Origin of the sequence: Pseudomonas sp. KBN10P06128 (assembly GCF_037574945.1) — a bacterium.
GTDB classification, from domain to species: Bacteria; Pseudomonadota; Gammaproteobacteria; order Pseudomonadales; family Pseudomonadaceae; genus Pseudomonas; species Pseudomonas aeruginosa.
The window spans coordinates 5812091-5837428 of sequence record NZ_JBBELR010000001.1; the positions used below are offsets into that span (position 1 = coordinate 5812091).

Below are 25338 nucleotides of genomic sequence, written 5' to 3' on the forward strand. Positions count from 1 at the left end.
ACCTTGCACAAGCGATTCGCCGCCCTCGCGGCCCCCCTGCTCTACCTTGCCTGCGCGAGCGCGCAGGCCGACACCATGCGTTGCGGCAGTGCGCTGGTCAGCGTCGGCGACCGGGCCTTCGAAGTACAGCAAAAGTGCGGCGATCCGGATCACCGCGACGACGTCGGCTATACCCTGGGCAGCTACGATCGGCGGGAATTCAAGGTCGAGGAGTGGGTGTACGGCCCGCGCAACGGCGTGACCTACATCCTGACCTTCGAAGCCAACAAGCTGAAACGCATCGAGTTCAAGCGTTGAATCGCTCGCTTCCGCGTACCGGCCTGGTGGCGCTGCTGTCCCTGCTGCCATTGGCACATGCGCAGGCCGATTCGCTGCGTTGCGGCAGCCGCCTGGTCAGCACCGGCGACAGCAGCGCCGACGTTCTTGCGCGCTGCGGCGAGCCACGCAGCCGCGACAGCCTGGGTTATCGCGAGGTCGTCGGGGAATGGGGCAAGCGCTACGAGGTCGAGGTCCAGGAATGGATCTATGGCCCATGGAACGGCATGCTGTATTTCGTCCGTTTCGAGGGCAACCGCCTCAGCGCCATCCAGAGCCGGCGCGGCGACTGAATCCAGCGCCCATGAAAAAGCCCCGCCGGGCAATCCCGGCGGGGCTTCTTTCTACCTGTTCACAGGCGATCGCTGAAGTCGCGAACTTCCTGTTCAGCCCTTTCCTTGGACCAGCCATAGCGTTCCTGCAGCTTGCCGACCAGGTATTCGGCATGTCCGTCGGCAGCCTGGAGATCGTCGTCGGTCAGATCGCCCCAACGTTCCTTGATCTTGCCGGTGAGTTGCTTCCACTTACCTTTGATCACATCGGAATTCATCGGTCTTCCTCCTGGTGACGAGGGAAAAGGGGTCGTTCGGCCCGGGCGCTTACTCGACCGATTTCAGGCCATCGGCGGAAACGGCTTTCACGCCCTTGATGCCCTTGGCGGTCTCGATCGCCAGGTCACGCTCGGCATCGCTCTTCACGTTGCCGGAAAGGGAAACCACACCTTTGTTGGTCTCGACCTTGATATCGACGCCACTGACATTCTTGTTGGCGATCAGGCTGGATTTCACCTTGCTGGTGATCCAGGTATCGGAAACCGCTTCTTCGGTTTTCTGCATAGTGTCGTTGGCCGCCAGGCTGATGGGCTGGGCAGCGAACGCATTGGCCATCGAGAAGCTCAGAGCAGTGGCAGTAGCAGCGGCAATAGCGAGTTTGCTGAATTTCATTGCGGTTTCTCCTATGGATTTCGAAAAACTGCAGCCATTCCTGGCGTCAGTTGCATAGTAGATATCGCAAGCGCTGTGCCAGTTTTCCTCTAAAATAAAATCCTTTAAAAACAATAAGTTAAAAAACAGGCTGGAAGCGAGACGGTTGCAGAATGCCGAATTGGCGATGACAGGGCTTGCAAAATGCAAGGATTCGCCCCCTTCGCCGAGAAGCGTGTCGCGGAAACGAAAACAGGGCCCGAGGGCCCTGTTTTCATCGATCACGACTCGACTTACACGCCGGAAGCTTCGGCGGCAGCCACGTCCTTGATCGACAGCTTAATGCGGCCACGGTTGTCCACGTCGAGCACCAGGACCTTCACTTCCTGGCCTTCCTGCAGCACGTCGGTGACCTTGTCGATGCGCTTGTCGCTGATCTGCGAGATGTGCACCAGGCCGTCCTTGCCCGGCAGGATGTTGACGAAGGCACCGAAGTCGACGATGCGCTCCACCTTGCCGACATAGATCTTGCCGATCTCGGCTTCCGCGGTGATCGCCAGGACGCGCAGCTTGGCGGCCTCGGCGGCTTCCTTGGTTTCGCCGTAGATCTTCACGCTGCCATCGTCCTCGATGTCGATCGAGGCCTTGGTCTCTTCGCAGATACCACGGATGGTCGCGCCGCCCTTGCCGATGACGTCGCGGATCTTGTCCGAGTCGATCTTCATCTGCAGCATGGTCGGGGCGTTCTCGGACAGCTCGGCGCGCGGCTTGGCGATGACCTGGTTCATCTGGCCGAGGATGTTCAGGCGAGCTTCCAGGGCCTGGCCCAGGGCGATCTCCATGATCTCTTCGGTGATACCGTTGATCTTGATGTCCATCTGCAGGGCGGTGACGCCCTTGTCGGTACCGGCAACCTTGAAGTCCATGTCGCCCAGGTGGTCTTCATCACCGAGGATGTCGGTCAGGACGGCGAACTTCTCGCCTTCCTTGACCAGGCCCATGGCGATACCGGCGACCGGCGCCTTGACCGGCACACCGGCATCCATCAGCGCCAGGGAGGCGCCGCACACGGAGGCCATCGAGCTGGAACCGTTGGACTCGGTGATCTCGGAAACCACGCGAATGGTGTAGGGGAACTCGTCCTGGGTCGGCAGCATGGCAGCGACGCCACGACGGGCCAGACGGCCATGGCCGATTTCACGACGACCCGGGCTGCCCATGCGGCCGCACTCGCCTACCGAGAAGGGCGGGAAGTTGTAGTGCAGCATGAAGGCGTCCTTGCGCTCGCCTTCCAGGGTATCCAGCAACTGGGCATCGCGCGCGGTGCCGAGGGTCGCGACGACCAGGGCCTGGGTTTCGCCACGGGTGAACAGCGCGGAACCGTGGGTCTTGCCGAGCACGCCGACTTCGATGCGCAGCGGACGCACGGTACGGGTGTCACGACCGTCGATACGCGGCTTGCCGTTGACGATGTTCTCGCGAACGGTGCGGTATTCCAGCAGGCCGAATACGTCCTTGACCTCGGAAGCCGGGAACTTGCCCTCTTCCTCGCCGGCGAACAGGGCCACGGCCTGGTCGCGCAGCTCGCCCAGACGGTTGTAGCGGTCCTGCTTGATGGTGATGGTATAGGCCTGGGAGATCGCTTCGCCCAGCTCTGCCTTGATGGCGTTGACCAGCACGGTGTTTTCCGCCGGGGCTTTCCAGTCCCAGGCCGGCTTGCCAGCTTCGGCGGCCAGTTCCTTGACGGCACGGATCACCGCCTGGAACTCGTCGTGGGCGAACAGCACGGCACCGAGCATCTGGTCTTCGGTCAGTTCGTCGGCCTCGGACTCCACCATCAGCACGGCGTCTTCGGTACCGGCCACGACCATGTCGAGGCTGGAACTCTGCAGTTGCTCGTAGGTGGGGTTGAGGATGTAGCCGATTTCCGGATGGAAACCGACGCGGGCGGCGCCGATCGGGCCGGCGAACGGAATGCCGGAGATCGCCAGGGCGGCGGAGGTACCGATCATCGCGGCGATGTCCGGATCGGACTTCTTGTTGGTGGAAACGACGGTGCAGACGACCTGCACTTCATTCATGAAACCTTCGGGGAACAGCGGACGGATCGGACGGTCGATCAGGCGCGAGGTCAGGGTTTCCTTCTCGGAAGGACGTCCTTCACGCTTGAAGAAACCGCCGGGGATACGGCCTGCGGCGTAGGTCTTTTCCTGGTAGTGCACGGACAGCGGGAAGAAGTCGCGGCCTTCGGCCGGCGACTTGGCGCCGACCACGGTGACCAGCACGCTGACGTCGTCCATGGTGACCAGTACGGCGCCGGTGGCCTGGCGAGCGATACGGCCGGTCTCGAGAGTGACGGTCGACTGACCGAACTGGAATTGCTTGGTTACCGGGTTCACGGTGTCTTTACCTTCTATGTTGCCTTGGGGGAAATCGGTGGAATGCCGGGAGTCGGACCCGAATCGATTCCTAGAAAGCGCGAAGCTGGAAGCCCGACGCCGATACCCGCCTCGTGTGCGGGTATCGACGCCAGACTTCCAGCTTCTTGCTTCAAGCTGCCGACCGGCGTCGCTTAGCGACGCAGACCCAGACGGCCGATCAGGGCAGTGTAGCGAGACACGTCTTTGCCCTTCAGGTAGTCCAGCAGCTTACGGCGCTGGTTAACCATACGGATCAGACCACGGCGGGAATGGTGATCCTTGCCGTTGGCCTTGAAGTGATCCTGCAGCTTGTTGATGTTGGCGGACAGCAGGGCTACCTGCACTTCCGGGGAACCGGTGTCGCCTTCAGCTTGCTTGTATTCGTTAACGATCTGCGCTTTTTCTTCAACGCTCAGTGCCATGATGGGCTTCCTCTGAGTGAACAGGCCGGGAATCGCTTCCCGTGTTTTAAAAGGAGGAATGACCGTGCCTGCTGACAGCCACCCTCGTATCGGTCTTATGACCGAATCAGTCGACGCGGGGCGATACGCCCGTCGTCGGTCACTTCACCGATACCGATGAAACGACCTGTCTGATCCTGCACCCGCAACCAGCCGAACTTCGGCGCTTCCGGGGCCCGCACCGGCTGCCCGTGCAGCCAGTAGTACGCACTGTGCTCGGACAACTGCAACACCGGCCAATGCAACAGGCCGCTGTCTTCCGGCATCAGGAATTGGTCCAGCGCTTCCGGACCACCTTCGGCATGCACGCGTTCGAGCGTCTCGAGGGTGATCGCCTGGGCCAGGGTGAACGGCCCGGCCTGGGTCCGCCGCAGTGCCGCGACGTGCGCGCCGCAGCCCAGGACCTGGCCAAGATCTTCCACCAGCGTACGCACGTAGGTGCCTTTGCTGCAGGAAACGGCCAGGGTCGCACAGGGCGGCTCGAAGGAGAGCAAATCCAGGCGCGTAATAGTAACAGAACGCGCCTCGCGCTCCACTACCTCTCCTGCACGGGCGAGCTTGTACAGCGGCTGTCCGTCTTTCTTCAGCGCCGAGTACATCGGCGGCACCTGCTCTATGTCGCCACGGAAGCGCGGCAGGGCCTGTTCGAGATCGTCCCGACCGACGGTCACGTCCCGCTCGGCGAGCAGTTCGCCCTCGGCGTCGCCGGTGGTGGTGGTGATGCCCATGCGCATCACCGTCTCGTAACCCTTGTCGGCATCGAGAAGATACTGGGAGAACTTGGTCGCCTCGCCGAAGCACAGCGGCAGCACCCCGGTGGCCAGCGGGTCGAGGCTGCCGGTGTGGCCGGCCTTCTCGGCATTGAGCAGCCAGCGAACTTTCTGCAGTGCCTGGTTGGAACTCATGCCGCGCGGCTTGTCGAGCACCAGGATGCCGCTGATGGAGCGGCGGATACGCTTCACCTGGGCCACGCTCAGTCCTCGGTCTCGTCGCCGTGGCGGCGGCCGTCTTCGGCCACCGCACGTTCGATCAGCGCGGACAGCTCGGCGCCGCGGCGGATGCTTTCGTCGTAGTGGAAATGCAGTTGCGGCACGCTGCGCAGCTTCATCGACTTGCCCAGCAACATGCGCAGGTAGCCGGCGGCGTCGTTGAGGATTTCCATGTTCAGGGCGATCTTGCCGGCATCGTCCTGGCCCATGACGGTGATGAACACCTTGGCGTGCGCCACGTCGCGGCTGACCTCGACACCGGTGATGGTGACCAGGCCCAGGCGCGGGTCCTTGATCTCGCGCTGGATCAGTTGAGCCAGTTCGCGTTGCATCTGATCGCCGATACGCTGGGTACGGCTGTAGTCTTTTGCCATTTTTCAACCTGCCTCCAGCGACACCCGGCCACTGGAAAAAAAAGCGACAAACGCCCGGGACAGCTGGAAGCCGGCCCGGGCGCTGTGGTTACGCACTCGCCATCAAAGGCTGCGTGCGACTTCGACCTTCTCGAACACTTCGATCTTGTCGCCGACCTTGACGTCGTTGTAGCTCTTCACGCCGATGCCGCACTCCATGCCGGCACGCACTTCGGCGACGTCGTCCTTGAAGCGACGGAGAGACTCCAGCTCGCCTTCGAAGATGACCACGTCGTCGCGCAGTACGCGGATCGGACGGTTGCGGTGCACCATGCCCTCGGTGACCATGCAGCCGGCGATCGCGCCGAACTTCGGCGAGCGGAACACGTCGCGCACCTCGGCGATGCCCAGGATGTTCTCCCGCAGATCGCTGCCGAGCATGCCGGTCAGGGCCTTCTTGACGTCCTCGATGATGTCGTAGATCACGTTGTAGTAACGCATATCCAGACCTTCGGCTTCGACGATCTTGCGCGCGCCGGCGTCGGCGCGCACGTTGAAGCCGAACAGCACCGCGTTGGAAGCCAGCGCCAGGTTGGCGTCGGACTCGGTGATGCCACCGACGCCGCCACCGACCACGCGGACCTGCACTTCGTCGTTGCCCAGGCCGCTGAGCGAGCCTTGCAGAGCCTCGAGCGAACCGCGCACATCGGCCTTGAGGACGATGTTCAGGGTCTTCTTCTCTTCCTGGCCCATGTTCTCGAAGATGTTTTCCAGCTTGCCGGCATGGGCACGCGCCAGTTTCACCTCACGGAACTTGCCTTGACGGAACAGGGCGACTTCGCGCGCCTTCTTCTCGTCGGCGACCACGGTCATCTCGTCACCGGCATCCGGCGTACCGTCCAGGCCGAGGATCTCGACCGGGATCGACGGGCCGGCTTCCTTGATCGGCTTGCCGTTCTCGTCGAGCATGGCGCGGACACGACCGTAGTTGATGCCGACCAGCACCATGTCGCCCTGGCGCAGGGTACCGTCCTGGACCAGCACGGTGGCCACCGGGCCGCGTCCCTTGTCCAGGCGCGACTCGACCACCACGCCACGGCCCGGGGCCGACGGAGTGGCTTTCAGTTCGAGCACTTCCGCCTGCAGCAGGACCGCTTCGAGCAGTTCATCGACGCCAGTACCGAGCTTCGCCGAAACCGGGACGAAGGGAGCGTCGCCGCCCCACTCTTCCGGGATCACGTCGAGAGCGGCCAGGCCGTTCTTGATGTTGTCCGGGTTGGCCTCGGGCTTGTCGATCTTGTTCACCGCGACCACGATCGGCACGCCCGCCGCTTTCGCGTGCTGCACGGCTTCCTGGGTCTGCGGCATGACGCCGTCGTCGGCCGCGACCACCAGGATCACGATGTCGGTCGCCTGGGCGCCACGGGCACGCATCGCGGTGAACGCGGCGTGGCCGGGGGTATCCAGGAAGGTCACCATGCCACGCTCGGTTTCGACGTGGTAGGCACCGATATGCTGGGTGATGCCGCCGGCCTCGCCCGCGGCGACCTTGGCGCGACGGATGTAGTCGAGCAGCGAGGTCTTGCCGTGGTCGACGTGGCCCATGACGGTGACGACCGGCGCGCGGGTGACCGCCTCGCCTTCGAACTTCAGGGACTCGGCCAGTTGTTCTTCCAGCGCGTTCTCGCTGACCAGCTTGACCTTGTGGCCCAGCTCTTCGGCGACCAGTTGGGCGGTCTCCTGGTCCAGGACCTGGTTGATGGTCACCGGGGAGCCCATCTTGAACATGAACTTGACGACTTCGGCGCCCTTGACCGACATCTGGGCGGCCAACTCGGCTACGGTGATGGTCTCACCGATGTTCACTTCACGCACGATCGGTCCTGTCGGGTTCTGGAACCCGTGCTGGTTGCGCTTCTTCAGCTTCGACTTGCCACCACGACCGCCGCGACGGTAACCATCGCTTTCCTCGTCGGTGCTGCGTGGAGCCACGCGCGGAGCAGGAACCTTTTCCTTCTCCTTGACCGAGGGACGGTGCTGGGTGTGCTTGCGGTCGCGGCGGTCATCGTCCTCGTCACGCTTGGGCGCGCGGCGCGGCTCTTCCTTCTTGCGCTCTTCCACGGCGGCAGGCTTGGCCACCGGTTCGGCAACCGCGACATCCGCCACCACGGCAGGCTCGGCACCGGCAGTAGCCGCTGCTTCCTGGGCAGCCTTGGCACGCGCAGCTTCCTCGGCCTTGCGCGCTTCCTCTTCGGCACGCTGGCGGGCAGCGGCCTCTTCGGCCTTCAGACGCTCCGCCTCTTCCGCCGCGCGCTGCTCCTCGAGTTCGCGCTGGCGCTCGGCCTCGATCTCGTCGGGGCTGCGCTTGACATAGGTTTTCTTCTTGCGAACTTCGACGCTCACCGTCTTGCTGCCACCCACTTTCAGCGTGGTAGTGGTCTTGCGTTGCAGGGTGATCTTGCGCGGCTCGCTGGCGCGATCGCCATGGCTGCCTTTCAGGTGGGTCAGCAGGGCTTGTTTCTCGCTATCCGTTACAACTTGTTCGGCACTGGTGTGCGGCAGACCTGCGTCACGCATCTGCAGCAGCAGGCGCTCCACCGGTGTGTCGACCACCTGGGCCAGTTCTTTCACCGTGACTTGCGTCATGCACTTCTCTCCTCAGGCCGCGACTGCTTACTCGAACCAATGGGCCCGGGCGGCCATGATCAACTTGCCGGCACGCTCTTCGTCCATGCCGTCGATGTCGAGCAGATCGTCGATCGATTGCTCGGCCAGATCTTCACGGGTGGTTACGCCACGCAGCGCCAGGTCCAGGGCCAGCTCCTTGCTCATGCCATCGAGGCTGAGCAGGTCTTCTGCCGGTTGTGCGTCGGCGAGCTTCTCTTCGGTCGCAATGGCCTTGGTCAGCAGGCGATCCTTGGCACGGGAGCGCAGCTCGTTGACGATGTCTTCGTCGAAGCCATCGATGCTGAGCATCTCTTCCATCGGTACGTAGGCGATTTCCTCAAGAGTCGTGAAGCCCTCTTCCACCAGTACCTGGGCCAGTTCCTCGTCGACATCCAGCTCGTCGACGAAGCGCTGCAGGATATCCCCGGTCTCGGCCTGTTGCTTGGCCTGGATATCCGCCTCGGTCATCACATTCAGGGTCCAGCCGGTCAACTGGCTGGCCAGACGGACGTTCTGGCCACTGCGGCCGATAGCCTGCGCCAGATTGTCCTCGGCGACGGCGATATCCATGGTATGGGTATCCTCGTCGACGATGATCGCCGCCACCTCGGCCGGAGCCATGGCGTTGATCACGAATTGCGCCGGGTTGTCGTCCCACAGGACGATGTCCACCCGCTCTCCACCGATCTCGCCGGATACCGCCTGGACCCGCGAACCGCGCATGCCGATGCAGGCGCCCTGCGGGTCGATGCGCTTGTCCTTGGAACGAACGGCGATCTTGGCGCGCGAGCCCGGGTCACGGGCGGCTGCCATCACGTCGATCAACTGCTCGGCGATTTCCGGCACTTCGATGCGGAACAGCTCGATCAGCATTTCCGGCGCGGTACGCGACAGGACCAGTTGAGGACCGCGGTTCTCGGTCCGGATCTCCTTCAGCAGGGCACGCACGCGGGTGCCAACGCGGAAGGTCTCGCGCGGAATGATCTGGTCGCGGGCCAGCAGCGCCTCGGCGTTGTTGCCGAGATCGACGATGACGTTGTCGCGGGTGACCTTCTTCACGGTACCGGAAATGATCTCGCCGACCTTCTCGCGGTAGGCATCGACCACCTGGGCGCGCTCGGCCTCGCGGACCTTCTGCACGATGACCTGCTTGGCAGTCTGCGCAGCGATGCGGCCGAACTCGATGGATTCGATCTTTTCTTCGATGACCTCGCCGACCTTCGCGCCCGGTTTCTGCTCCTGGACGTCCTCGACGGTGATCTCGGTGGCGGGGTCCTGGTAGTCCTCGTCGGCGACGACGTGCCAACGACGGAAAGTCTCGTAGCTGCCGTTATGACGATTGATCTCGACGCGCAGGTCGACCTCGTCCTCGAAACGTTTCTTGGTGGCGGTCGCCAGAGCCAGCTCCAGCGCCTCGAAAATCACGCCGGCCGGTACGCCCTTTTCGTTGGATACCGACTCAACAACCAGCAGTACTTCTTTGCTCATTGTACGCCTCGCCTTTCAATCCATTGGATCCGCGGATTCGCGTCTCAATCAAAACGGGGAATGATGTTGGCCTTGTCGATCGAATCGATCGGCAGCAGGTACTCGTGATCGTCCACCAGGACCACCACATCCTGCTCCTCCACACCACGGAGAATGCCTTGGTAGTTACGCCGCCCCTCATAGGGCGAACGCAGCCTGATCTTCACTTGCTCGCCGGCATGCTTGGCGAACTGTTCGAGGGTGAACAGCGGCCGATCCATGCCCGGAGAGGACACCTCCAGGGTGTACTCGCCGCTGATCGGGTCTTCGACGTCGAGAATACCGCTGACCTGCCGACTGACGGCTTCACAGTCATCGATGAGGATGCCTTCGGGGCGGTCGATATAGACGCGCAACACCGAATGACGACCCTGGGAAATGAACTCGACGCCCCAGCACTCATAGCCGAGCGCCTCGACCACAGGGGCCAGCAAGGCCTGCAACTGTTCTAGCTTGCTCGACACCTGATCGCCTCGCGTATGTCGTAGAAACAAAAAATGGGCGAAACGCCCATCCCTAAATTGCCACTCGGAACCGTGGCATGGACTGTCCAGCTAACAAAAAGCCCCTAAAAAGGGGCCCTGAAAAACTGGTTGCGGGGGCTGGATTTGAACCAACGACCTTCGGGTTATGAGCCCGACGAGCTACCAGACTGCTCCACCCCGCGTCAAAGCTGGTGCAAGATTATACGACCGACACCCTGATGGGTCAACCGAACCTTGCGGAGACAAACCCCGCAGGACGGGGCTTGCTTATATGGTACCGAGGAGGGGACTCGAACCCCTACAGCCTATGGCCACTACCACCTCAAGGTAGCGTGTCTACCAATTCCACCACCTCGGCAGAAACCTTTCTCTTACTTCTGTTCAGGAGCCGCCGGTACATCGCCTGCACTTTCCGCAGGCTTGGACTGCTCCTGAAGAACCGGCACATCGTCAGCGGCCGGTGCTTTCTCTTGCTTCTGCTCCAGAACTGCCGGATCCGGCAGTCCGATGTGCTGCAGAGCATCAGACTTTTCTTTAGCGAAGTACGCTAAGCCAAGGCTGGTCAAGAAAAAAACCGCTGCCAGTATACCAGTAATCCGACTCAAAAAGGTAGCGGAACCTTGGCTTCCGAAAACAGTTGCCGAAGCACCTGCACCGAAAGAAGCCCCTGCATCCGCACCCTTGCCATGCTGAACGAGGATCAGGCCAACAAGACCCAATGCCATCAGCAGATGCACGACAATTACGACCTTTTCCAGCATCTTCAGCTTCCCGCGGCACGACAGATCGCGCCGAACTCATCCGCATTGAGGGAGGCTCCACCTACCAGCCCCCCATCGATATCCGGCATGCCGAACAACTCGGCTGCACTTGCCGCCTTTACACTGCCGCCGTAAAGGAGTCGCACACCTTTTGCGACCTCGGCATTTTCCGCTGCCAGTTGCGCGCGGATCGCCGCGTGCACTTCCTGGGCTTGCGCGGGGGACGCGGTCAACCCGGTCCCGATCGCCCAGACCGGCTCGTAAGCCACGACTGCGCGAGCAAAAGCTCCAACACCCAACTCGTCGATCACGCTTCCCAGCTGCCTTGCGACAACCTCCAGCGTCTTGCCCGCCTCGCGCTCCGCCCGGGTCTCCCCGACACACAGCACCGGCACCAGGCCGCACGACTGAGCCGCGGCAAACTTGCGACTCACAACCTCGTCACTCTCGCCGAGAATCAGGCGACGCTCCGAGTGGCCCACAAGGACCATGCTACAACCGACATCCGCCAACTGACTGGGAGCAGTCTCACCGGTCAGCGCGCCTTGCATCGGCTCTACGGCGCTGTTCTGCGCACCTACATCGATCGCCTTGCCGGCCAGGCCCTGGATGACCTGGCTGATGAACAAGCAAGGCGGCATCACAGCTACATCGACTCCGCTCGGCAACGCCAGCTGACGCAAGCCTTTGATCAACTCGGCCACACTGGAATGCGTACCGTGCATTTTCCAGTTACCGGCCACCAAGGGTCGACGCATGCTGTACCTCGCGGGGCAAAGTGGGCGCAGATGTTACTCAACAGTTTCCAGACTGGCAAGCAAAATCAAGCACATACCTCAGAAACAATTTTTGCCAGCTGTTCGGCGTGGGCACGAACGCTAGCTTCCTCGTCGCCCTCGACCATCACTCGGACCAACGGCTCTGTGCCGGATTTGCGCAGCAGGACACGACCGCGCCCGCCCATTTGCTCGGTGACGCGGACGCTGGCCTCCTTCACCGAGGGGTGCTCGAGCGGATCGTTTTCGCCCTTGAAGCGCACATTGATCAGCACTTGGGGGCACTTGCGAATCCCCTGGCGCGCCTCGGCCAGGGTCTGGCCGCGATGCTTGAGCGCCATCAGCACCTGTAGCGCCGCGATGATGGCATCGCCCGTCGTGGTGTTCTGGCAGCAGACGATATGCCCCGAATTCTCCCCTCCCAGCATCCAGTTCCGAGCCAGCAGTTCGGCCATCACATAGCGATCGCCGACCTTCGCCCGCACGAACGGGATATGCAGTTCCTGCAAAGCCAGCTCCAGGCCGAGGTTGCTCATCAGGGTGCCGACCACACCACCTTGCAGCCGCCCGCTTTCCTGCAGGTCGCGCGCGATGAGGAAAAGCAGTTCGTCGCCATCCACGACCGCACCGGTATGGTCGACCATCATCACCCGGTCGCCGTCGCCGTCGAAGGCGATGCCGAGGTCGGCATGGTGCTCGACCACCGCAGCCTGCAGGCCATCCAGGTGAGTGGAGCCGCACTTGTCGTTGATGTTCAGGCCATTCGGGCTGGCCGCCAGCACCGTCACTTCCGCGCCCAGTTCCCGGAAGACGCTGGGAGCGATCTTGTAGGTAGCGCCGTTGGCGCAGTCGAGCACGACCTTGAGACCGTTGAAGTCGGTGCTGGTCGGCACGCTGCTCTTGCAGAATTCGATGTAGCGCCCCGCCGCGTCATTGATCCGCGAAACCTTGCCGAGACGGGCGGACTCCACCACGGTCATCGGCGCATCGAGCAGTTCCTCGATCATCAGCTCGACGTCGTCCGGCAGCTTGGTCCCCTGCCCGGAGAAGAACTTGATGCCGTTGTCGTCGTGGGGATTGTGCGAAGCGCTGATCACCACCCCGGCCTCGGCGTGGAAAGTCCGCGTCAGGTAGGCGATGCCGGGGGTAGGCATCGGTCCCAGCAACAGGGTATCGGCGCCGGAAGCGGAGAGCCCGGCCTCGAAGGCCGACTCGAACATGTAACCCGAGCTGCGCGTGTCCTTGCCGATCAGGACCCGGCAGTTGCCCTGCCGGCGGAAGGCCATGCCCACCGCCCAGCCCAGCTTGAGAACAAAGTCCGGAGTAATCGGAAACTCGCCAACACGACCACGGATACCGTCAGTCCCGAAGTATTTTCTGCTCATCTTTTGTCTTCCGTGCTCAATCCGCCATTTCAACGGCGGAGATCATTCGCATCACGTCGACGGTCGCCGCCACGTCATGCACTCGAATTATCCGTGCGCCCTTGGCCAGCGCCAGGGCCGCCAGCGCGAGACTGCCGTAGAGGCGTTCGTCCACCTCCCGCCCCAGTACCTTGCCGATCATGCTCTTGCGCGAAACGCCGACCAACAACGGCAGGCCCAGGCCATGGAGCGCCTGCAGATGCCTGAACAGCACCAGGTTGTGCTCCAGTGTCTTGGCAAAACCGAAACCCGGATCCAGTAACAGCCGCTCGCGGTCGATTCCGGCCGCCACGCAGGCATCCACACGCTCCTGCAGGAACGCGCCGACTTCCGCCACCACATCCTGGTAGGCAGGCGCATCCTGCATGGTCTGCGGTTCTCCGCGCATGTGCATGAGACAGACCGCCAGGCCGCTATCCACCGCAGCATCCAGCGCACCGTCGCGCTGCAGCGAACGGACGTCGTTGATCAGACCCGCTCCGAGACGCGCAGTTTCGCGCATGACCGCAGGCGTGGAGGTATCCACCGAAATCACGACGTCCAGCTCGCGGGCGATGCGTTCGACTACCGGAGCGACCCGCTCCAGCTCCTCCGTCGGAGAAACGCTGCGCGCACCGGGACGGGTCGACTCGCCGCCGACGTCGATGAGCGTTGCGCCTTCCCGCACCATGCGCTCGGCATGCCGCAGGGCATCGTCCAGCCGGTCGTAACGGCCGCCGTCGGAAAAGGAATCGGGGGTGACATTGAGGATGCCCATGACATGTGGGCGGGCCAAATCAAGAACCCGACTGCCGCAAGGCAGTCGGGTCGGGTATTGCGGATTGCTCATTCAGGGCTCTCAGTGCTCGCCGGCCGGCCCACCGATGGGAGGGGTGTTCTCGCGGCGGCCCGACTCTTCCAGGTTGGCCGGCGGGGTGCCGGTACCCGAACCACCCTGCCAGTCACGCGGCTCGCGCGGCACGCGACCGGCCATGATGTCGTCGATCTGGTCGGAGTCGATGGTCTCGTACTTCATCAGTGCGTCGGCCATCATCTCCAGCTTGTCGCGGTTCTCGTCGAGCAGTCGCTTGGCGGTACCGTAGCAGTCGTCGATGATGCGCCGGACTTCCTGGTCGATCATCTTGGCGGTCTCGCCCGACACATTGGCGTGCTGGCTGCCGGCGCTACGGCCGAGGAACACCTCGCCCTCCTCCTCCGCGTACATCAGCGGGCCGAGCTTCTCGGACAGACCCCACTTGGTCACCATGTTCCGCGCCAACTGGGTAGCACGCATGATGTCGTTGGAAGCGCCAGTGGTGACGCCTTCGAAGCCGAGGGTCATCTCTTCCGCGATACGGCCGCCGAACAGCGAGCAGATCTGGCTTTCCAGCGCGCGCTTGGACAGGCTGTAGCGATCTTCCTCGGGGAGGAACATGGTCACGCCCAGGGCACGTCCGCGCGGAATGATGGACACCTTGTACACCGGGTCATGCTCCGGCACCAGGCGACCGACGATGGCGTGGCCGGCCTCGTGGTAGGCGGTGTTGCGCTTCTCCTTCTCGGACATGACCATGGTCTTGCGCTCGGCGCCCATCATGATCTTGTCCTTGGCCAGCTCGAACTCGCGCATGTCGACGATGCGCTTGTTGGAGCGCGCGGCGAACAGCGAGGCCTCGTTGACCAGGTTGGCCAGGTCGGCGCCGGAGAAACCGGGCGTACCGCGGGCGATGACGGCAGGATCGACATGGTCGCCCAACGGCACCTTGCGCATGTGCACCTTGAGGATCTGTTCGCGCCCGCGGATATCCGGCAAGCCGACCACCACCTGGCGGTCGAAGCGGCCCGGACGCAGCAGCGCCGGGTCCAGAACGTCCGGACGGTTGGTGGCAGCGATGACGATGATGCCATCGTTCATCTCGAAGCCATCCATCTCCACCAGCAACTGGTTGAGGGTCTGCTCGCGCTCGTCGTGACCGCCGCCCAGGCCGGCGCCGCGATGGCGGCCGACGGCGTCGATCTCGTCGATGAAGATGATGCACGGCGCGTGCTTCTTGGCCTGGTCGAACATGTCGCGGACACGGGAGGCACCCACGCCGACGAACATCTCGACGAAGTCGGAACCGGAAATGGTGAAGAACGGCACCTTGGCTTCGCCGGCGATGGCCTTGGCCAGCAGGGTCTTGCCGGTGCCGGGCGGGCCGACCATCAGCACGCCACGCGGGATACGGCCGCCCAGGCGCTGGAACTTGCCCGGATCGCGAAGGAACTCGACCAGCTCGCTGACCTCCTCCTTGGCCTCGTCGCAGCCGGCGACGTCAGCGAAGGTGGTCTTGACCTGGTCCTCGGACAGCAGGCGCGCCTTGCTCTTGCCGAAGCTCATCGGGCCGCCGCGACCGCCGCCGCCGCCCTGCATCTGGCGCATGAAGAACATGAACACGGCGATGATCACCAGGATCGGGAAGCTGGCGACCAGCAACTGGGTCCAGATGCTCTGCTGTTCGGGCTGCTTGCCCTCGACCACGACGTTGTTGTTGACCAGGTCGCCGATCAGGCCGTTGTCCTGGATCGCCGGGCGGATGGTCTTGAAGGTATCGCCGTCGCTACGCTTGCCGGTGATGACATAGCCATCCACGGTCACTCGCTCGACCTTGCCATCCTTGACCTGCTGGATGAAGTCCGAGTAGTTCAGCGTCTGTGGCTCGCTCGGGCTCGAGAAATTGTTCATCACGGTCACCAGTACCGCCGCGATGATCAGCCACAGAATCAGATTCTTTGCCATGTCGTTCAATTGACTACCCTCTGAAGCCGGCTCCGTCCTGGAAACCGCTTCACACGACGGCCAGACTCCTTCCGGCCAAAAGTACTACACAAGCGCCCGCGCACGCAGGCGTTGTCTGTAACCCTTTATGAACCCTCGCCCGTCCCGGCACAACAGGTCATCGACCAATAGACAGGCTATAGGGTCAATCATTCCAGTCTATTCCCCGCGAAAGCCGCGTGCGAGCAGATACTGTTCCCGCGAACGATCACGCGACGACAGGGGCTTGCGCATCTGTACCTTGTCGAACATTTCCCGGGCCTGCTTGTGGTACTGGTCGAAACCTTCGCCCTGGAAGATCTTGATCAGGAAATCGCCGCCCGGTCGCAGCACACGGCCGGCCAGGTCCAGCGCCAGTTCGCAGAGATACATGGCGCGCGGCTGGTCGGCGGCCCGCACTCCACTCATATTGGGGGCCATATCGGAAATCACAAGGTCTACCGGATGATCGCCGATCGCCTCGAGGATCCGCGCGAACACCGCGTCCTCGGTGAAGTCGCCCTGGATGAAGGTGACGTCGGGGATGCTGTCCATCTCGAGGATGTCCGAAGCGATCAGCCGACCACGGTCGCCGATCACCCGGCTGGTGACCTGCGACCACCCGCCCGGCGCGGCGCCCAGGTCGACCACGGTCATGCCCGGACGCAGGATGCGGTCCTTCTCCTGGATCTCCAGCAGCTTGTAGCTGGCGCGCGAGCGATAGCCATCGCGCTGGGCCATCTTCACGTAGGGATCGTCGAAATGTTCTTTCAGCCAACGCTGGCTGGTTTTGGAGCGGGCCACGGAATACCTCTTCGGGCACCCCCGGTCGGCGGGGGCAGCATCACTTGGACTAAAACTGGGGTAAAATAGACGACTTTTTCCCAGGGGTCTGATTATGGCGCTCACTCAAGAGCAGAAGAAACAGTTCAAATCTATCGGTCACCACCTGAAACCGGTATTGATCGTAGCCGAGAACGGCTTGACCGAAGGCGTTCTCGCCGAACTCGAGCGCGCACTCAACGATCACGAACTGATCAAGGTGAAACTGGCGCTGGCCGAGCGCGACGATCGCCGCGCCCTGCTCGACGAACTCTGCGCGCAGTCGCGCAGCGACCTGGTGCAAAGCATCGGCAAGATGGCGCTGGTCTATCGGAAGAACCCGAAGCCGAACAAGAATCTCTCGAACATCAGCCGTTTCGCCGGCATCTGATGCCCCATCCAACCAAGGTCGGGAAACTTCCCGACCTGGTTCAGACGCCTTCCTCGTCCCGCCCCGGTACCGGCTGCAACACCAGCAGCAGGCCACACATCGCCACCGCCAGGTAGTTGAACAGCAGCCAGCGCACCGCCTCGGGCGCCAGCCCACGCACCAGGAAATACACCAGGCAGAGCAGCGCGACGGCGAGCAACAACTGACCGCGAAGGTCTCGCCAGAGGCTCCTCGGCCCGTGGCTCGACACCAACACCAGCGCCTGCAGCACCGCACAGAATCCGGCGAAGCCGATCAGCAGCGGCGTCAACGCCGCGGCTACGGTATCCACCAGCAACGGCGCCAGTCCGGTCTTGGCCAACGCAGGCAGGACCACGAACTGCAGCAACCAGAGGCCGCCGACCCAGAACGTCTGGGCCAGCAGCCAACTGATCGCGCCTGCGCGCAACGGAGCGCGCTTAGATATGGCGAACCTCGACGATCTCGTACTCGACGTCGCCGCCCGGGGTTCTCACCAGCACGGCATCGCCTTCGGTCTTGCCAATCAGCGCACGGGCGATCGGCGAATTCACCGAGATCTTGCCACCCTTGATATCCGCCTCGTCGTCGCCGACGATCTGGTAGGTCACGGTCTCGTCGGTCTCGACGTTGGCGATGTCGACGGTGGTGCCGAAGATCACCTTGCCGCTGTGCGGGATGGCGGTGACATCGATGACCTGGGCGTTGGACAGCTTGGCCTCGATGTCGCGGATACGCGCCTCGACCATGCCCTGCTGTTCGCGCGCCGCATGGTACTCGGCGTTTTCCTTGAGGTCGCCCAGTTCACGCGCTTCGGCGATGGCCTGGCTGATCTGCGGGCGCAGCACGCCCTTCAGGTGTTTCACTTCTTCTTCCAGGGCGCGGGCGCCCTGGACGGTCATGGGGAACTTGCTCATGCCTTGATTCCTGCGTGGAGATCCTGCAGACGCCGAACGGTCTTCTCGGGACCGAACTTGAGCGCCTCACAGATCGCCTGCCCACCCGCAATGGTGGTGGTGCAGCAGATCTTGTGCTGCAGGGCGTTTCGACGAATGGAGTAGGAGTCAGCGATGGACTGCCGGCCCTCGGTGGTGTTGATGATCAGGGTGACCTCGTCGTTCTTGATCATGTCCACCACGTGCGGGCGACCTTCGGTCACCTTGTTCACGCGACGCACCGGCAGGCCCGCGGCCTCGATGACACGCGCGGTACCGGCGGTGGCTACCACTTCGAAGCCCAGCGCGACCAGGTCGCCAGCCACCTGGGCGGCGAACGGCTTGTCGTCTTCGCGGACGCTGATGAAGGCGCAACCGGCGGTCGGGAGGATTTCGCTGGCCCCCAACTGAGCCTTGGCAAAGGCTTCGGCAAAGCTATCACCGACGCCCATCACTTCACCAGTGGACTTCATTTCCGGGCCGAGGATCGGATCGACGCCGGGGAACTTGGCGAACGGGAACACCGCTTCCTTGACGCTGAAGAACGGCGGGATGATTTCCTGGGTGAAGCCGACCTCGGCCAGGGTCTTGCCGGCCATGACGCGGGCGGCGACCTTGGCCAGCGACTCGCCGACGCACTTGGAGACGAACGGCACGGTACGCGAGGCGCGCGGATTGACCTCGATGACGAAGATATCCTCGCCCTGCACCGCCATCTGCACGTTCATCAGGCCGACCACGCCAAGCTCCAGGGCCATTTTCTTGACCTGCTCGCGGATCTCGTCCTGGATGTGCTGCGGCAGCGAGTACGGCGGCAGCGAACAGGCGGAGTCGCCGGAGTGAACGCCAGCCTGCTCGATATGCTGCATGATCGCGCCGATCACCACGATCTCGCCGTCGCATACCGCGTCGATGTCGACTTCGATGGCGCAGTTGAGGAAGTGGTCGAGCAGCACCGGGCTGTCGTTGGAAACCTGAACCGCCTCACGCATGTAGCGCTTGAGTTCTTCTTCCTGGTAGACGATTTCCATCGCCCGCCCGCCCAGCACGTAGGACGGGCGTACCACCAGCGGATAACCGATGGCCTTGGACGCGGCCAGGGCCTCGTCTTCGCTGCGCGCGGTGGCGTTGGCCGGCTGGCGCAGGTTCAGGCGCTGGACCATCTGCTGGAAGCGCTCGCGGTCTTCGGCACGGTCGATGGCGTCCGGACTGGTGCCGATGATCGGCACGCCGGCCTCTTCGAGGGCGCGGCAGAGCTTCAGCGGGGTCTGGCCGCCGTACTGGACGATCACGCCCTTGGGCTGCTCGACGCGGACGATCTCAAGGACGTCCTCGAGGGTCACCGGCTCGAAGTACAGGCGGTCGGAGGTGTCATAGTCGGTGGAGACGGTTTCCGGGTTGCAGTTGACCATGATGGTCTCGTAGCCGTCTTCGCGCATCGCCAGCGCCGCGTGCACGCAGCAGTAGTCGAACTCGATGCCCTGGCCGATGCGGTTCGGACCGCCGCCGAGGATCATGATCTTCTCGCGGCTCGACGGGTTGGCCTCGCACTCTTCCTCGTAGGTCGAATACATGTAGGCGGTGTCGGTGGCGAACTCGGCGGCGCAGGTATCGACACGCTTGTAGACCGGCAGCACCTTCAGCTTGTGGCGATGGCTGCGCAGGTTCTTCTCGGTGACGCCTAGCAGCTTGGCCAGGCGCGCGTCGGAGAAGCCCTTGCGCTTGAGCTTGTACATCAGCTCGCGATCGATGGAGGACAGGCCGAGGGTCTTGACCTTCTCCTCGTCCTTGACTAGGTCCTCGATCTGCACCAGGAACCATTCGTCGATGCGGGTCAGCTCGAACACTTCCTCGACGCTCTTGCCGGCGCGGAAGGCGTCGGCGACGTACCAGACACGCTCGGCGCTGGGCACGGTCAGCTCGCGCTTGAGGATGCTGTCGGCCTCCGGGTCGTTCAGGTCGAGCTTCGGATCGAAGCCGGTGGCGCCGACTTCCAGGCCGCGCAAGGCTTTCTGCACCGACTCCTGGAAGGTCCGGCCGATGGCCATGACTTCGCCGACCGACTTCATCTGGGTGGTCAGGCGGGCATCAGCTTTCGGGAACTTCTCGAAGGCGAAGCGCGGGATCTTGGTCACCACGTAGTCGATGGCCGGCTCGAACGACGCCGGGGTGCGACCGCCGGTGATGTCGTTCTGCAGTTCGTCGAGGGTGTAGCCGACCGCCAGCTTGGCGGCGATCTTGGCGATCGGGAAACCGGTGGCCTTGGAGGCCAGGGCCGAGGAGCGGGAAACCCGCGGGTTCATCTCGATCACCACCATGCGCCCGGTGTTCGGGCAGATGCCGAACTGCACGTTGGAACCGCCGGTTTCCACGCCGATCTCGCGCAATACCGCCAGCGAGGCGTTGCGCATGATCTGGTATTCCTTGTCGGTCAGGGTCTGCGCCGGTGCCACGGTGATCGAGTCACCGGTGTGCACGCCCATCGGGTCGAAGTTCTCGATGGAGCAGACGATGATGCAGTTGTCCTTCTTGTCGCGGACCACCTCCATCTCGTACTCCTTCCAGCCGATCAGCGACTCGTCGATCAGCAGCTCGTTGGTCGGCGACAGGTCGAGGCCACGGGCGCAGATCTCTTCGAACTCTTCACGGTTGTAGGCGATACCGCCGCCGGTGCCGCCCATGGTGAAGGACGGACGGATGATGCAGGGGAAGCCGACCTGCTCGAGCACGCCGTAGGCCTCCTCCATGCTGTGGGCGATGCCCGAGCGCGGACAGGCCAGGCCGATATCCTTCATCGCCTTGTCGAAGCGCGAGCGGTCCTCGGCCTTGTCGATGGTATCGGCATTGGCGCCGATCATCTCCACGCCGAACTTCTCCAGCACGCCGTGGCGCTCCAGGTCCAGGGCGCAGTTCAGCGCAGTCTGGCCGCCCATGGTCGGCAGCAGCGCGTCGGGGCGTTCCTTCTCGATGATCTTGGCCACGGTGGCCCACTTGATCGGCTCGATGTAGGTCGCGTCGGCCATCGCCGGATCGGTCATGATGGTCGCGGGGTTGGAGTTCACCAGGATGACGCGGTAGCCCTCCTCGCGCAGGGCCTTGCAGGCCTGGGCGCCGGAGTAGTCGAATTCGCAGGCCTGGCCAATCACGATGGGGCCGGCACCGAGGATCAGGATGCTCTTTATGTCTGTACGTTTTGGCATGGGACTCTCGTTGCAATAATCAGGACAGGGTTGCGGTGGCCAGCTTCACACCAAAGCCGACGAACAGGGCGCCGACGCCCGAAGTGGCGCCGGCAGCCAACCGTTGCCGCCGGCGGAACCAGGCCGCCAGCCGCACACCGGTGAAAATCAGGAAGCTCAGGTAAAGGGCGCTGACCAGTTCCAGGATCACCGCCAGCACCAGGAACGACAGGCCCGGATAGGCATAGCCGGGATCGACGAACTGGATGAAAAAGGAGATGAAAAACAGGATCGCCTTGGGATTCGACAGGCTGAGCAGCAGCGCCTTGCGGAACGGCTGGTGGACATCCACCTGTTCGGCCTGCGCCGCCGTCGCCTCGGGATTGCGCAGCTTGCGCCAGGCGCCCCGCAGCATGCCGACGCCGAGATAGAACAGGTAGGCCGCACCGAGGTACTTCAGGCCGATGAACAGCATCGGCTCGGCCTTCAGCAGGGAGGCCACGCCGAGGGCCGACAGCAGCATCAGCACCGCGTCGCCGAGGAACACGCCGCAGGCGGCCCGGTAGCCGGTCGCCACGCCACGCTGGGCCGAAGTCGCGAGGACGAACAACGAGTTCGGTCCGGGCAACAGGATCACGAAAACCACACCCAGCACGTAGGTCCAGAAATCGGTTATCCCCAGGGTCGGCATGGCTCTGCTCCTCAGCGACGCTCGGCCATCGCCGAGATGAAGCGGTCGAACAGCGGGGCGACGTCATGCGGACCGGGGCTCGCCTCGGGGTGGCCCTGGAAGCTGAAAGCGACCTTGTCGGTGCGCTCGATACCCTGCAGGGTACCGTCGAACAGCGACTTGTGAGTGGCTCGCAGGTTGTCCGGCAGGGTGCTCTCGTCGACCGCGAAACCGTGGTTCTGGCTGGTGATCATCACCACGCCGCTGTCCAGGTCCTGCACCGGGTGGTTGGCGCCGTGGTGCCCGTGGCCCATCTTCAGGGTCTTGGCGCCAGAGGCCAGGGCCAGCAACTGATGGCCGAGGCAGATGCCGAACACCGGGATCTCGGTATCGAGGAATTCGCGGATCGCCTGGATCGCGTAGTCGCACGGTTCGGGGTCGCCGGGGCCGTTGGAAAGGAAGATGCCGTCAGGGTTCAGCGCCAGCACTTCGCTGGCCGGTGTCTGCGCCGGCACCACGGTCAGGCGGCAGCCGCGCGCCACCAGCATGCGTAGGATGTTCAGCTTCACGCCGTAGTCGTAGGCCACCACGTGATACGGCAGTTCACCGGCCGGGATCTCCGGATGACTGTCGCTTTCCAGGTTCCAGACGCTGGAGCGCCACTCGTAGCGCTCGGCGGTGGTGACCTCCTTGGCCAGGTCCATGCCCTTCAGGCCGGGGAAGGCGCGAGCCAGCTCCAGCGCGCGTTCCTCGGTAGCGTCGGCACCAGCCAGGATGCAGCCGTTCTGCGAACCCTTCTCGCGGAGGATGCGGGTCAGGCGACGGGTATCGATGCCGGCGATGGCGACGGTGCCGTTGGCTTTCAGGTAGTCAGGCAGCGACTGCTTGCTGCGCCAGTTGCTGGCGATCAGCGGCAGGTCGCGGATGATCAGGCCGGCGGCCCAGACGCGGTTGGCCTCGGCGTCTTCCGGGGTGGTACCGGTATTGCCGATGTGCGGGTAGGTCAGGGTGACGATCTGCTGGGCGTAGGAAGGATCGGTAAGGATTTCCTGGTAGCCGGTCATGGCGGTGTTGAACACCACCTCGCCAACGGTCTGGCCGTCGGCACCGATGGCTTCACCGCGAAAAATGCTGCCGTCGGCAAGTGCAAGTATGGCTGGCTTAGTCAAGAAGACCTCCCGTAAATCAAGCCTGACTGGTCGCGCAGGTGTAAAAAAGCGGGATGACACCGTGAAGAGTCATCCCGCTTTTTTTCGATTCATGCTGCGCTGCTTTTAGTGGACACACTAAAGCTGTAGTTTACAGAATCGCGACATTCCGGTCCACCAATAAGACGACGTGCGGCAGCGCCTCAGCGTAGGCCGAGCACATCCTGCATGTCGTACAGGCCGTTCTCCTTGCCCTCCAGCCACAGCGCCGCACGCACCGCGCCACGGGCGAAGGTCATGCGGCTGGAAGCCTTGTGGGTGATCTCCACGCGCTCGCCCTCGGCGGCGAACAGCACGGTGTGGTCGCCCACCACGTCGCCGGCGCGCACGGTGGCGAAGCCGATGGTTTCCCGCGCCCGCGCGCCGGTCTGCCCCTCGCGTCCGTAGACCGCCACTTCCTGGAGGTCCCGGCCGAGCGCCTGGGCTACCACCTCGCCCATGCGCAAGGCGGTGCCGGACGGCGCATCGACCTTGTGCCGGTGATGGGCCTCGATGATCTCGATATCCACTTCGTCGCCCAGCACCCGTGCCGCAGTATCCAGAAGCTTCAGGCAAAGGTTCACGCCGACGCTGAAGTTGGCAGCGAAGACGATCGGGATATCCTTCGCCGCTTCGGCCAGCAGCAGCTTCTCGTCGGCGCTGAAGCCGGTGGTGCCGATGACCATCGCGCGGCGCGCCTTGCGGCACTGCTCGATGTTCTTCAGGGTTACGGAGGGATGGGTGAAGTCGATCAGGACGTCGAACTCCTCGCAGACCTTGCCCAGGTCCCCGGACAGCGGCACGCCGATCCGGCCGAGACCGGCCAGCTCGCCGGCGTCCGCCCCCACCAGGGTGCTATCCGGACGATCCACCGCCGCCGTCAGCCCGGCGGCACCGCCGGTCTGCTGAACGGCCTCGATCAGGTTCTTGCCCATGCGCCCGGCGGCGCCCACTACGGCTATACGTCGCATAAAACCACTCCACGCGGAACCCGGACGCGGCGGTCAGGCCGCGCCCATGGCTTTGTTTATAGGTCGTCGAAGAAACGCTTCATGCCTTCGAACCAGCCACTGGCCTTGGGCGAATGCGAGGTGTCGCTCTGCAACGACTTGCGGAACTCCTCGAGCAGCTCGCGCTGGCGCTTGTCCAGGTTCACCGGGGTTTCCACCACCACCTTGCACATCAGGTCGCCGGCGCCGCCGCCGCGCACCGGGGCCACGCCCTTGCCGCGCAGGCGGAACAGCTTGCCGGTCTGGGTGCTTTCCGGAATCTTCAGCTTGACCCGGCCATCCAGGGTCGGCACTTCCAGCTCGCCACCCAACGCAGCGTCGGCGAAACTGATCGGCACTTCGCAGTACAGATGCTTGCCGTCGCGCTGGAAGATCGGGTGCTCGCGCACATTGACCACCACGTACAGGTCGCCCGCCGGACCACCCATGCTGCCGGCCTCGCCTTCGCCGGTGAGGCGGATGCGGTCGCCGGTGTCGACGCCGGCCGGCACCTTCACCGACAGGGTCTTCTGCTCTTCCACGCGCCCCTGGCCATGGCAGGAGCCACAGGGATCGGAAATCATCTTGCCGGTGCCGTGGCAGCGCGGGCAGGTCTGCTGGACCGAGAAGAAGCCCTGCTGCATACGCACCTGGCCGATACCGCCGCAAGTGGTGCAGGTGACCGGTGTGGTACCGGGCTTGGCGCCGCTGCCGTTGCAGGTCTTGCAACCGACCAGGGTCGGCACGCGGATGGTGACGGTGGTGCCGCGTACCGCCTCTTCCAGGTCGAGATCCAGGGTGTAGCGCAGGTCCGCGCCGCGCTGCGCGCCGCCGCGCGAGCCACCGCGGGCGCCGCCGCCACCGAAGAAATCGCTGAACACATCGCCGAAGATGTCGGAGAAGCTCGCCCCGCCGAAACCGGCGCCAGCGCCCCCACCCATGTTCGGATCGACGCCGGCATGGCCGTACTGGTCGTAGGCCGCCCGCTTGCTGGCATCGGAGAGGACCTCGTAGGCCTCGTTGGCCTCCTTGAACTTGTCCTCGGCTTCCTTGTCGCCAGGATTGCGGTCCGGGTGGTATTTCATCGCCAGGCGACGGTAGGCCTTCTTCAGGTCCGCCTCGCTGGCGCCACGCTCAACCCCCAGAACCTCGTAAAAGTCTCGTTTCGCCATAACCTTTCCGTCTCAATTAAGGACCCTCCAGACACGCCAACGCGGGAGCAGGCTCCCGCGTGGCGGATCATGCGTACCGGCCTGGCCGGCACGCGGGG

The 25338-nt window shown here is 63.5% G+C and carries 25 protein-coding genes and 2 tRNA genes; 3 read left to right on the top strand and 24 right to left on the bottom strand.

Annotated elements, in window-relative coordinates:
- The first annotated feature begins 3 nt into the window (after positions 1–3).
- Both VQ065_RS27080 and VQ065_RS27085 read left to right on the top strand, forming a co-directional pair.
- The gene (locus VQ065_RS27080) at positions 4–297 is read left to right on the top strand and encodes a DUF2845 domain-containing protein (protein WP_003100541.1); all 294 of its coding nucleotides are present in this window, start codon (positions 4–6) and stop codon (positions 295–297) included.
- On the top strand, positions 294–608 hold the full coding sequence (locus VQ065_RS27085) for a DUF2845 domain-containing protein (protein WP_003095173.1): 315 nt from the start codon (positions 294–296) through the stop codon (positions 606–608). Before VQ065_RS27080 ends, VQ065_RS27085 begins: the two co-directional genes overlap by 4 nt.
- A gap of 59 nt (positions 609–667) precedes the next feature.
- Here the strand turns inward: VQ065_RS27085 and VQ065_RS27090 are convergent, their stop codons facing one another.
- The 17 genes from VQ065_RS27090 to rlmE all read right to left on the bottom strand — a co-directional run bounded on the left by VQ065_RS27090 (position 668) and on the right by rlmE (position 16681).
- The gene (locus tag VQ065_RS27090) at positions 668–865 is read right to left on the bottom strand and encodes a CsbD family protein (RefSeq protein WP_003095174.1); all 198 of its coding nucleotides are present in this window, start codon (positions 863–865) and stop codon (positions 668–670) included.
- 49 nt (positions 866–914) lie between these two features.
- Positions 915–1259, bottom strand: coding sequence for a BON domain-containing protein (locus VQ065_RS27095; protein WP_003095177.1), 345 nt, complete (start codon positions 1257–1259; stop codon positions 915–917).
- 272 nt (positions 1260–1531) lie between these two features.
- A complete protein-coding gene (gene pnp / locus VQ065_RS27100; RefSeq protein WP_003095181.1) occupies positions 1532–3637 on the bottom strand; it encodes a polyribonucleotide nucleotidyltransferase in 2106 nt (701 codons plus the stop codon).
- A 173-nt stretch (positions 3638–3810) separates the two neighbouring features.
- Positions 3811–4080 (bottom strand): 30S ribosomal protein S15, encoded by a 270-nt coding sequence (rpsO, locus tag VQ065_RS27105; protein ID WP_003095184.1) that lies wholly within the window; start codon positions 4078–4080, stop codon positions 3811–3813.
- 95 nt (positions 4081–4175) lie between these two features.
- Positions 4176–5090 (bottom strand): tRNA pseudouridine(55) synthase TruB, encoded by a 915-nt coding sequence (truB, locus tag VQ065_RS27110; RefSeq protein ID WP_003095186.1) that lies wholly within the window; start codon positions 5088–5090, stop codon positions 4176–4178.
- A gap of 2 nt (positions 5091–5092) precedes the next feature.
- Positions 5093–5482: a 30S ribosome-binding factor RbfA gene (rbfA, locus tag VQ065_RS27115; RefSeq protein WP_003095188.1), complete on the bottom strand. Its 390-nt coding sequence runs from the start codon at positions 5480–5482 to the stop codon at positions 5093–5095.
- A gap of 102 nt (positions 5483–5584) precedes the next feature.
- Entirely contained in the window at positions 5585–8107 is a 2523-nt protein-coding gene (gene infB / locus VQ065_RS27120) for a translation initiation factor IF-2 (RefSeq protein ID WP_003095190.1), read from the bottom strand.
- A 27-nt stretch (positions 8108–8134) separates the two neighbouring features.
- The gene (gene nusA / locus VQ065_RS27125; protein ID WP_003095192.1) at positions 8135–9616 is read right to left on the bottom strand and encodes a transcription termination factor NusA; all 1482 of its coding nucleotides are present in this window, start codon (positions 9614–9616) and stop codon (positions 8135–8137) included.
- Between the two features lie 44 nt (positions 9617–9660).
- Positions 9661–10119 (bottom strand): ribosome maturation factor RimP, encoded by a 459-nt coding sequence (gene rimP, locus VQ065_RS27130; protein ID WP_003095193.1) that lies wholly within the window; start codon positions 10117–10119, stop codon positions 9661–9663.
- Positions 10120–10245: 126 nt separating this feature from the next.
- Positions 10246–10322, bottom strand: a tRNA-Met gene (locus tag VQ065_RS27135).
- 90 nt (positions 10323–10412) lie between these two features.
- Positions 10413–10498 (bottom strand) — tRNA-Leu (locus VQ065_RS27140).
- 13 nt (positions 10499–10511) lie between these two features.
- Positions 10512–10901, bottom strand: a complete 390-nt coding sequence (gene secG, locus VQ065_RS27145; RefSeq protein ID WP_003095194.1) for a preprotein translocase subunit SecG — start codon at positions 10899–10901, stop codon at positions 10512–10514.
- A 2-nt stretch (positions 10902–10903) separates the two neighbouring features.
- Positions 10904–11659: a triose-phosphate isomerase gene (tpiA, locus tag VQ065_RS27150; RefSeq protein ID WP_003100513.1), complete on the bottom strand. Its 756-nt coding sequence runs from the start codon at positions 11657–11659 to the stop codon at positions 10904–10906.
- A 65-nt stretch (positions 11660–11724) separates the two neighbouring features.
- Positions 11725–13062, bottom strand: coding sequence for a phosphoglucosamine mutase (gene glmM, locus VQ065_RS27155; RefSeq protein WP_003095196.1), 1338 nt, complete (start codon positions 13060–13062; stop codon positions 11725–11727).
- Between the two features lie 16 nt (positions 13063–13078).
- Positions 13079–13930 carry a dihydropteroate synthase gene (gene folP, locus VQ065_RS27160; protein WP_003095197.1) on the bottom strand — a complete coding sequence of 284 codons (852 nt, stop codon included), beginning with the start codon at positions 13928–13930 and terminating at the stop codon, positions 13079–13081.
- A gap of 9 nt (positions 13931–13939) precedes the next feature.
- Complete coding sequence (gene ftsH / locus VQ065_RS27165; RefSeq protein WP_003095200.1) at positions 13940–15859, bottom strand: ATP-dependent zinc metalloprotease FtsH; 1920 nt, start codon at positions 15857–15859, stop codon at positions 13940–13942.
- A 198-nt stretch (positions 15860–16057) separates the two neighbouring features.
- Positions 16058–16681 (bottom strand): 23S rRNA (uridine(2552)-2'-O)-methyltransferase RlmE, encoded by a 624-nt coding sequence (rlmE, locus tag VQ065_RS27170; protein WP_003095202.1) that lies wholly within the window; start codon positions 16679–16681, stop codon positions 16058–16060.
- Between the two features lie 94 nt (positions 16682–16775).
- On the opposite strand from rlmE, the gene yhbY reads away from it, so the two are divergent.
- Positions 16776–17090 (top strand): ribosome assembly RNA-binding protein YhbY, encoded by a 315-nt coding sequence (yhbY, locus tag VQ065_RS27175; RefSeq protein ID WP_003095204.1) that lies wholly within the window; start codon positions 16776–16778, stop codon positions 17088–17090.
- 40 nt (positions 17091–17130) lie between these two features.
- On the opposite strand, the gene VQ065_RS27180 is transcribed toward yhbY, so the two are convergent.
- The 7 genes from VQ065_RS27180 to dnaJ all read right to left on the bottom strand — a co-directional run bounded on the left by VQ065_RS27180 (position 17131) and on the right by dnaJ (position 25240).
- Positions 17131–17538 (bottom strand): hypothetical protein, encoded by a 408-nt coding sequence (locus VQ065_RS27180; protein ID WP_003095205.1) that lies wholly within the window; start codon positions 17536–17538, stop codon positions 17131–17133.
- A gap of 10 nt (positions 17539–17548) precedes the next feature.
- Positions 17549–18025, bottom strand: coding sequence for a transcription elongation factor GreA (gene greA / locus VQ065_RS27185; protein WP_003095206.1), 477 nt, complete (start codon positions 18023–18025; stop codon positions 17549–17551).
- A complete protein-coding gene (carB, locus tag VQ065_RS27190; protein WP_003095207.1) occupies positions 18022–21243 on the bottom strand; it encodes a carbamoyl-phosphate synthase large subunit in 3222 nt (1073 codons plus the stop codon). The genes greA and carB overlap by 4 nt, the downstream gene beginning before the upstream one ends.
- A 19-nt stretch (positions 21244–21262) precedes the next feature.
- Positions 21263–21913 (bottom strand): leucine efflux protein LeuE, encoded by a 651-nt coding sequence (leuE, locus tag VQ065_RS27195; protein ID WP_003095208.1) that lies wholly within the window; start codon positions 21911–21913, stop codon positions 21263–21265.
- Between the two features lie 11 nt (positions 21914–21924).
- Positions 21925–23061 (bottom strand): glutamine-hydrolyzing carbamoyl-phosphate synthase small subunit, encoded by a 1137-nt coding sequence (carA, locus tag VQ065_RS27200; RefSeq protein WP_003095209.1) that lies wholly within the window; start codon positions 23059–23061, stop codon positions 21925–21927.
- Positions 23062–23243: 182 nt separating this feature from the next.
- A complete protein-coding gene (gene dapB / locus VQ065_RS27205; RefSeq protein ID WP_003095210.1) occupies positions 23244–24050 on the bottom strand; it encodes a 4-hydroxy-tetrahydrodipicolinate reductase in 807 nt (268 codons plus the stop codon).
- A 56-nt stretch (positions 24051–24106) separates the two neighbouring features.
- Positions 24107–25240: a molecular chaperone DnaJ gene (gene dnaJ / locus VQ065_RS27210; RefSeq protein WP_003095211.1), complete on the bottom strand. Its 1134-nt coding sequence runs from the start codon at positions 25238–25240 to the stop codon at positions 24107–24109.
- Between the last annotated feature and the right edge of the window lie 98 nt (positions 25241–25338).

Coding starts and splice junctions, on each gene's coding strand:
- ftsH (WP_003095200.1), bottom strand. CDS start 15,859: ATGGCAAAGAATCTGATTCTGTGGCTGATCATCGCGGCGGTACTGGTG.
- dapB (WP_003095210.1), bottom strand. CDS start 24,050: ATGCGACGTATAGCCGTAGTGGGCGCCGCCGGGCGCATGGGCAAGAAC.
- tpiA (WP_003100513.1), bottom strand. CDS start 11,659: ATGCGTCGACCCTTGGTGGCCGGTAACTGGAAAATGCACGGTACGCAT.
- infB (WP_003095190.1), bottom strand. CDS start 8,107: ATGACGCAAGTCACGGTGAAAGAACTGGCCCAGGTGGTCGACACACCG.
- carB (WP_003095207.1), bottom strand. CDS start 21,243: ATGCCAAAACGTACAGACATAAAGAGCATCCTGATCCTCGGTGCCGGC.
- greA (WP_003095206.1), bottom strand. CDS start 18,025: ATGAGCAAGTTCCCCATGACCGTCCAGGGCGCCCGCGCCCTGGAAGAA.
- secG (WP_003095194.1), bottom strand. CDS start 10,901: ATGCTGGAAAAGGTCGTAATTGTCGTGCATCTGCTGATGGCATTGGGT.
- nusA (WP_003095192.1), bottom strand. CDS start 9,616: ATGAGCAAAGAAGTACTGCTGGTTGTTGAGTCGGTATCCAACGAAAAG.
- VQ065_RS27090 (WP_003095174.1), bottom strand. CDS start 865: ATGAATTCCGATGTGATCAAAGGTAAGTGGAAGCAACTCACCGGCAAG.
- folP (WP_003095197.1), bottom strand. CDS start 13,930: ATGAGCAATCCGCAATACCCGACCCGACTGCCTTGCGGCAGTCGGGTT.
- glmM (WP_003095196.1), bottom strand. CDS start 13,062: ATGAGCAGAAAATACTTCGGGACTGACGGTATCCGTGGTCGTGTTGGC.
- VQ065_RS27095 (WP_003095177.1), bottom strand. CDS start 1,259: ATGAAATTCAGCAAACTCGCTATTGCCGCTGCTACTGCCACTGCTCTG.
- leuE (WP_003095208.1), bottom strand. CDS start 21,913: ATGCCGACCCTGGGGATAACCGATTTCTGGACCTACGTGCTGGGTGTG.
- yhbY (WP_003095204.1), top strand. CDS start 16,776: ATGGCGCTCACTCAAGAGCAGAAGAAACAGTTCAAATCTATCGGTCAC.
- rbfA (WP_003095188.1), bottom strand. CDS start 5,482: ATGGCAAAAGACTACAGCCGTACCCAGCGTATCGGCGATCAGATGCAA.
- rpsO (WP_003095184.1), bottom strand. CDS start 4,080: ATGGCACTGAGCGTTGAAGAAAAAGCGCAGATCGTTAACGAATACAAG.
- dnaJ (WP_003095211.1), bottom strand. CDS start 25,240: ATGGCGAAACGAGACTTTTACGAGGTTCTGGGGGTTGAGCGTGGCGCC.